At 68.7% G+C, this 7,089-nt stretch carries 6 protein-coding genes; 2 read left to right on the plus strand and 4 right to left on the minus strand.

Annotation, left to right across the window (positions count from 1 at the left end; genetic code table 11):
* Nucleotides 1–19: 19 nt before the first annotated feature.
* From mfd to ABD260_RS20695, 3 genes are read right to left on the minus strand one after another with little or no spacing between them, the layout of a single operon-like run.
* Entirely contained in the window at nt 20–3,649 is a 3,630-nt protein-coding gene (gene mfd / locus ABD260_RS20685; RefSeq protein ID WP_344235270.1) for a transcription-repair coupling factor, read from the minus strand.
* 13 nt (nt 3,650–3,662) lie between these two features.
* Nucleotides 3,663–4,238, minus strand: a complete 576-nt coding sequence (gene pth, locus ABD260_RS20690; protein WP_344235272.1) for an aminoacyl-tRNA hydrolase — start codon at nt 4,236–4,238, stop codon at nt 3,663–3,665.
* 46 nt (nt 4,239–4,284) lie between these two features.
* Nucleotides 4,285–4,923 (minus strand): 50S ribosomal protein L25/general stress protein Ctc, encoded by a 639-nt coding sequence (locus ABD260_RS20695; protein ID WP_344235274.1) that lies wholly within the window; start codon nt 4,921–4,923, stop codon nt 4,285–4,287.
* Nucleotides 4,924–5,212: 289 nt separating this feature from the next.
* On the opposite strand from ABD260_RS20695, the gene ABD260_RS20700 reads away from it, so the two are divergent.
* A complete protein-coding gene (locus ABD260_RS20700; protein WP_344235276.1) occupies nt 5,213–5,878 on the plus strand; it encodes a hypothetical protein in 666 nt (221 codons plus the stop codon).
* Complete coding sequence (locus tag ABD260_RS20705; protein ID WP_344235278.1) at nt 5,875–6,486, plus strand: hypothetical protein; 612 nt, start codon at nt 5,875–5,877, stop codon at nt 6,484–6,486. Before ABD260_RS20700 ends, ABD260_RS20705 begins: the two co-directional genes overlap by 4 nt.
* Here the strand turns inward: ABD260_RS20705 and ABD260_RS20710 are convergent.
* The coding region (locus tag ABD260_RS20710) for a DUF1932 domain-containing protein (protein WP_344235280.1) at nt 6,479–7,089 on the minus strand (611 nt) is incomplete at its 5' end. The two genes, ABD260_RS20705 and ABD260_RS20710, sit on opposite strands and share 8 nt — an antisense overlap.

The following is a 7,089-nucleotide window of genomic DNA, read 5'->3' on the forward strand; positions in this document are numbered from 1 at the left end:
ACGCTGTGTGTCGTCAGGTTCACGCCGGTACTCCGATCGGTTCGGCGATCACGTCGTCGATCAACCGGGTGCACCACTGCAGCAACTCCTGGTCGCGGAGCGGCTGACCGCCGATCGGCCTGGTGGCAGGTCGTGGCACCAGAATGGTATGCAGTTGCGGCTTCACCAGACTCTTCGGGTACAGCCTGTTCAGCCGGAGCACCTTCGAATCGGGCAGCTCGACCGGCCCGAACCGGATCATGGTGCCCTGCAAAGTGACGTCGTGCAGCCCGGCCCGGCGGGCGTGGTTGCGGAACGTCGCCACCTCGATCAGGTTCAGTACGGCGGCCGGAATCTCGCCGTACCGATCCTGCAGCTCCTCCACCAACTCGGCGATCCCGTCCGAGTCGCGGACGGCCGCCAAGCGCTGGTACATCTCCAGCCGGAGCCGCTGGGACGGGATGTAGTCGTGCGGCAGGTGCGCGTCGATCGGCAGCTCGATCTTGACCTCGGGCTCTTCGGCCTGGGTGTCACCCCGGTACTCCGCGACCGCCTCGCCGACCAGCCGGACGTACAGGTCGAACCCGACGTCCGCGATGTGCCCGGACTGTTCGCCGCCGAGCAGGTTGCCGGCGCCGCGGATCTCCAGGTCCTTCATCGCCACCGCCATGCCGCCGCCCAGATCGGCGTGCTGCGCGATCGTCGCCAGCCGGTCGTGCGCGGTCTCGGTCAGCGGCTTCTCCGGCGGGAAGAAGAAATAGGCGTACGCACGCTCGCGGCCACGCCCGACCCGCCCGCGCAGCTGGTGCAGCTGGGACAGGCCGAGCAGGTCGGAGCGCTCGACGATCATCGTGTTCGCGTTCGAGATGTCGATCCCGGACTCGACGATGGTCGTGCACACGATCACGTCGGACTGCTTCTCCCAGAAGCCCTGGATCACGTTCTCCAGGGTGTGCTCGTTCATCTGGCCGTGCGCGACGCTCACCCGGGCCTCGGGCACCAGCTGGCGGATCCGCGCGGCCGCCTTCTCGATCGTGTTCACCCGGTTGTGCACGACGAAGACCTGACCCTCGCGGAGCAGTTCGCGCCGGATCGCCGCGGTCACCTGGTGTTCGTCGTACGCGCCGACGAACGTCAGCACCGGGTGCCGTTCTTCCGGTGGGGTGGCGATCGTGGACATCTCGCGGATGCCCGTGATCGACATCTCCAGCGTCCGCGGGATCGGCGTCGCGGACATGGTCAGTACGTCGACGGCGGTCCGCAGCCGCTTCAGCTGCTCCTTGTGCTCGACGCCGAACCGCTGCTCCTCGTCGACGATCACCAGGCCGAGATCCTTGAACTGCACCTCGCCGGACAGCAACCGATGGGTACCGATCACGACATCGATCGACCCGTCCGCGAGGCCGTCCATCGCGGCCTTCGACTCCTTGTCGGTCTGGAAGCGCGACAGCGGCGCGACGTTCACCGGGAACGCGGCGTACCGCTCGGCGAAGGTCGCGTAGTGCTGCTGTACGAGCAGCGTCGTCGGTACCAGGACCGCCACCTGCTTGCCGTCCTGCACCGCCTTGAACGCGGCCCGGACGGCGATCTCGGTCTTGCCGTACCCGACGTCACCGCAGACGATCCGGTCCATCGGCGTGATGCGTTCCATGTCGTGCTTCACGTCGTCGATGGTGGCCAGCTGGTCCGGCGTCTCGACGAACGGGAAAGCGTCCTCCAGCTCCCGCTGCCAGGGCGTGTCCTTCGCGAACGCGTGCCCCTTGGTCGCCTGCCGCGCGGCGTACAGCTTGATCAGCTCGCCCGCGATCTGGCGGACCGCCTTGCGGGCGCGGCCCTTGCGCTTGGCCCAGTCGCCGCCGCCCATCTTGTCCAGCGTCGGCTGCTCGCCACCCACGTACCGGGTGACCTGGTCAAGCTGATCGGTGGGTACGTACAACCGGTCGCCGGGCTGACCGCGCTTGCTCGCGGCGAACTCGATCACGACGTACTCACGAGTCGCCTTTTGCGAGCCCGATCCGACCGTCCGCTGCATCATCTCGACGTACCGGCCGACGCCGTGCTGTTCGTGCACGACGTGGTCGCCGGGCTGGAGCTCCAGCGGGTCGATCGTCTTCTTCCGGCGGGACGGCATCCGTTGCTGAGAACGCCGTTCGGCCGCCGATCGCTGCCCGGACAGGTCGTTCTCGGTGAGCACCGCGAACTTGATGCCCTCAGCAACAAAGCCCTGTTCCAGCTGGCCCTGCGAGATCAGCACCACGCCGGGGTCCGGGACCGCCGCGATCTCGTCGACCAGGCGGGCCGGCAGCTCGGCCTCGGAGAACACCTCGGCCAGCCGCTGCGCGGGACCGTGCCCCTCGGTGACACAGACGACGCGCCAGCCGTCCCGCAGCCAGCCGCGAATGTCCTCGGCCGCCGCCCCGGTCTCACCCCGGTACGGGTCGACCTCGCGAACGGCGAGGATCCGGCTGGTCACCGCACCGGCTTCGGTGTCGATGTCGAACGCGACGCGCGCGCCCATCGAGTCCCGCAGCTCCGGCTCGTCGGTCGGTGCGGCCGCGAACGGCGACAGGCTCCACCAGGCCAGGCCCTTGTTCAGTGCCTGCGACCGGACGTCACCCAGCGACATGTACGCGGCCGCGCCCAGGTCGATCGGCGCTTCGCCACCACCGGCGGCTGCGGCCCAGGACGCTTCCAGGAACTCCTGGCTGGTCGCGACAAGGTCGTGCGCCCGCGCCCGTACGCGCTCCGGATCGCTGACGACCACATGCGTACCGGCCGGCATCAGGTCGACCAGCAACTCCATGTGATCGACGAGCACCGGAGCCAGCGACTCCATCCCCTCGACCGCATGTCCCTCGGCGAGCTTCTCGAACAGCTCGGCCAGCTCGGGGTGCTCCTTGGCCAGCACGGCGGCCCGCGAGCGGACCTCGTCGGTCAGCAGCAGCTCACGGCAGGGAGGAGCCCACAGACCGTGCTCGGCGACATCCAGCGAACGCTGATCAGCGACCGCGAAGTACCGGATCTCTTCGACGTCGTCGCCGAAGAAGTCGACCCGCAGGGGGTGCTCCTCGGTCGGCGGAAAGACGTCGATGATGCCACCACGGACCGCGAACTCACCCCGCCGCTCGACCAGGTCGACCCGGTGGTACGCGGCACCGGCGAGCCGCTCCACGACATCCTCGAGCTCCGCGGAGTCGCCGACGTGCAGCTGCACCGGCTTCAGATCGGCCAGCCCGGCGACCTGCGGCTGCAGCACGGACCGCACCGGCGCGACCAGGATCTTGATCGGTCCGGTGGTCTCGTCCGACGGGTCCGGGTGGACGAGCCGGCGCAGCACGGCCAGCCGGCGCCCGACGGTGTCGGACCGGGGCGACAACCGCTCGTGCGGAAGGGTTTCCCAGGCCGGGTAGTACGCGACCGTGCTCGGCTCTTCGACCAGGCACTGCAGCGCCTCGGTCAGCTCCTCGGCCTCGCGGAACGTCGCGGTGACCGCGAGGATCGGCCGGTCGGCGCCGTTCCGGCTCGCGGCGAGCGCGGCGAGCACCACCGGGCGTACCGGACCGGGCGCGCTCAGGTCCAGGGTCGTGACGTCGTCGCCACGGGCATCCCGGACGGCCCCGGCCAGCACCGGGTCGGTGATCAGGGTGTCGACCAGGCCGCGCAGTTTCACGAGTTGTCCAGCTTCAAGAGTTGTACCGTCCTTGGGTGGACTCGAGGCCGTCGGTGAGCAGGCACTCGACCGCGTCCGCGGTCCGGTCGACGGCGAACGGAAGGTCCTTGCGTTCGGCCGCGGAGAACTCGTTCAGGACGAAGTCGGCGGGATTCTGCCGGCCCGGCGGACGACCCACCCCGAACCGGATTCGATAGTACTCACCGGTGCCAACCGACTTCCGGACCGACCGCAGCCCGTTGTGGCCGTTGTCGCCGCCACCGAACTTGCACCGCAGCACGCCGAAGTCGATGTCCAGCTCGTCGTGCACGACCACCAGGTTGGCCGGGTCCAGCTTGAAGAACTTCAGCAGCCCGGAGACCGGTCCGCCGGACTCGTTCATGTACGAGCGGGGCTTGGCCAGTACGGTCCGCAGGCCACTGATCCTGGTCTCGATCACCTCGGCCTTGACCTGCTTGCTCTGCTTCCAGCTGGTGCCGGTCCGGGCGGCCAGCTCGTCGGCGACCAGGTGGCCGACGTTGTGCCGGGTCCGGGCATACGAAGGGCCAGGATTCCCCAGTCCGACGACCAACCACACGTCGTCCGCCACGGATCCCGGCCCTCCAAGAGATTCTGTTGCTGCTGCCGCCTGCAGACTACTCGGCGGCGGCGGCCACCGGCTCCGCGGCCGGCTCGTCCTTCTCCACGCCCGCCTGCGCCTCGGCCTCGTTCATCTCCGCGTCGACCTGCTCGGCGGTCGGCTGCGCGGTGACGTTCACGATCAGGGTGTCCGGCTCGATCGCCAGCGTCGAACCGGTCGGCAGGGTCAGGTCGGACGCGTGGATCTGGGCGCCGATCTCGAGGCCCTCGATCGAAACGACGATCTGGGTCGGGATGTGGGTCGCCTCGGCCTCGACCAGGATCGCGGCGTGCTCGGTGACGACCAGCGCGTCCGAGACGGCCTCGCCCTCGAGGTGCACGGCGACCTCGACCTGGACCTTCTCGCCACGCTTGACGATGACCAGGTCGACGTGCTCGATGAAGCCCTTCAGCGGGTCGCGCTGGACCTGCTTCGGCAGCGCCAGGTGGGACTCGCCACCCTCGACCTCGATCAGCAGCAGGGCGTTCGCGGTCTTCAGGGCCAGCATGGTGTCGTGACCGGGCAGCGTGATGTGCACCGGGTCACTGCCGTGGCCGTAGAGGACAGCGGGAACCTTGTTGTCCCGGCGGATTCGGCGGGCAGCACCCTTGCCGAACTCCGTCCTTGATTCGGCTTGGATCTTGACCTCGGCCACGACTGAACTCCTCAAAAAGCGTTGCGGTGATCTGTTGACTGGGTGGAACTAGGCTGCGGCCTCAGCGGGCGCCTGCTGACCCCGGGGAAGGCGTCAGGCAACGAACCACCGCGTCGATCACGGAGCCGCGCCCAATACTTCTCGGGGGGCGTCCCTCGCCGAGGCAACCAAAACAGTCTACCCACGAGGCCGCCCAGACGGGAAATCCGTCCCCGGGTGAGCTCCGGCACCGCGGCCACGCGGGTCCGGACGACCCGGATCCGGACCGGTTCTTCGGTACGTTGCCGGGGTGATCGCGACCTTCGCTCTGCTCATCCCACTGCTCCTGCTGGCGTTCGTCTTCGGCGTGGTCGCGCTGGTGCTGCGGAACGGCCGCCGGCAGCGCGCCTGGCAGCAGGCGCGGGCCGCGCAGCTGGCGTCGCTCGGGTGCTACCTGGTTCCACCGGACCCGTGGCTTGAGCAGGTCGCCGGCAGTGTGTTCCGGGCGGGCGGCGAGGTCACGGAAGCCTGGGCCGGGTCGTACCACGGTCGCAACATGTACCTGTTCGACTACCGGTACGTGACCAGCAACGGCAAAACGCAGTCGACGCACCTCCGCAACTTGGTTGCCCTCTACCTCCCGGTCGCGCTGCCGCCGCTGATGGTCACCCAGGAGACCGGGCGGATCTTCAAGGGCCGCGACCTCGAGCTGGAGAACGCGGAGTTCAACGACCGCTTCCGCGTCGACTGCGACGACGACCGGTACGGGTCAGCGGTCATGCATCCGCGGATGATGGAGTGCGTGCTGTACAACCCGGGCCTGCAATGGCTGATCTCCGGGAACGCATTCGTCACCTGGGGCGAAGGCAACTTCGACGTACCCGACGTGCACGCCCGGCTGGAGGCGATGACCCGGCTGATCGACCTGATCCCGCCGTTCGTCCTCCGCGACTACGGGCAGCCGACGTACCGATGATCGTCGTCTTGGTGCTGGTGCTGGTCGGCGGTGGTTTGCTGCTGTTGTACCTGCGCTCGGTGCGCCGTCGTACTGCCTTCTTCACCGCTCGAACCGCCGAGGCCGCGCGGCTCGGGTTACATCCGGCGGTGCTGGACCCATGGTTGGCCGGAGTCGCGGATCGCGTCTTCCGGACCCACGGGCAGGCCGCGCGGATGGTCGCCGGGCCGGGCGTCCGGGTCTGCGATTTCACCTCTCAAGCCAGTGCGACGGCAACCGCGGCAAAGTGCCATCTGCTCGCGTACGACCTTCCGGTCGCGCTGCCTTCGCTGGTGGTGGAGCAGCACAACCCGTTCGTACCCGGCCAGGAGTTCGAGAGCGCGGCGTTCAACTCCGCGTTCTCGGTCGAGTGTGCTGATCCGCGGTACGCCAGCGCGGTGCTGCACCCGCAGCTGCTGGAGTGGCTGCTTGCGCATCCGTGGCTGGAGTGGCGGATCGAGGGCGGTGCGCTGGTCGCCTGGGGCGTCGGATACTGGACTGTTCCGCGCGTACAGGAGCTGACGTCGGCGTTGGGCGGGATCGCGGAGCGCATTCCACCGTACGTACTCGAGGAGTATCGCCTCAGGTGAGTTTGGTCCAGACCTGACGGAGGGCGCGGGCCGCGTCGCCTTCCAGGCCGGCTTCGTCGAGGGTCTCGGCGAGTTCGTCGAACTCGGGGCCCCAGCGCCAGGCGACGCTTCGGAGTTGCTCCGGCAGGGCCGGGTCCTTGAGCGAGGCGGCGTCGGTGCGGGTTTGTTGTGCGGTCAGGGCGTCGGTGACTCCGTGCTTCTCGGCCAGCTGGAAGGCGAGCACCGCGAGAGCTGCTTTGCCCTTGTTGTAAAGGGCAAACGCCGACTTTGCCGCGCTCGCGGCGCCCGGTTCGGAGCCAACGACCATTGGCGTGACCGCGGTGTTTGCCCAGAGTGTGGCGATCTTGTCGGCCGCTGTGCCGGACAGCATCAGGTGGGTGGGCGATGCGCCGCCGGTCGGAGGCGGGCCGACCACGCCGGCGTCGACGAAGGTTGCCTCCGGTACGACCGATTGCGCTTCCCGCAACGATGCCGGTGACAGCGGATTCGCCTCGACGTACAGGCCGCGAAACCCAGCGGCGCCGACCTGCTTCGCGATCTCCACCGCACCTTGCGGAGCACACGAACAGAGCACCACGTCGGCCCGGGCGATCGCGTCCGCGA

This window comes from Kribbella hippodromi, assembly GCF_039531045.1.
In the GTDB taxonomy this organism is placed as follows: Bacteria; Actinomycetota; Actinomycetes; order Propionibacteriales; family Kribbellaceae; genus Kribbella; species Kribbella hippodromi.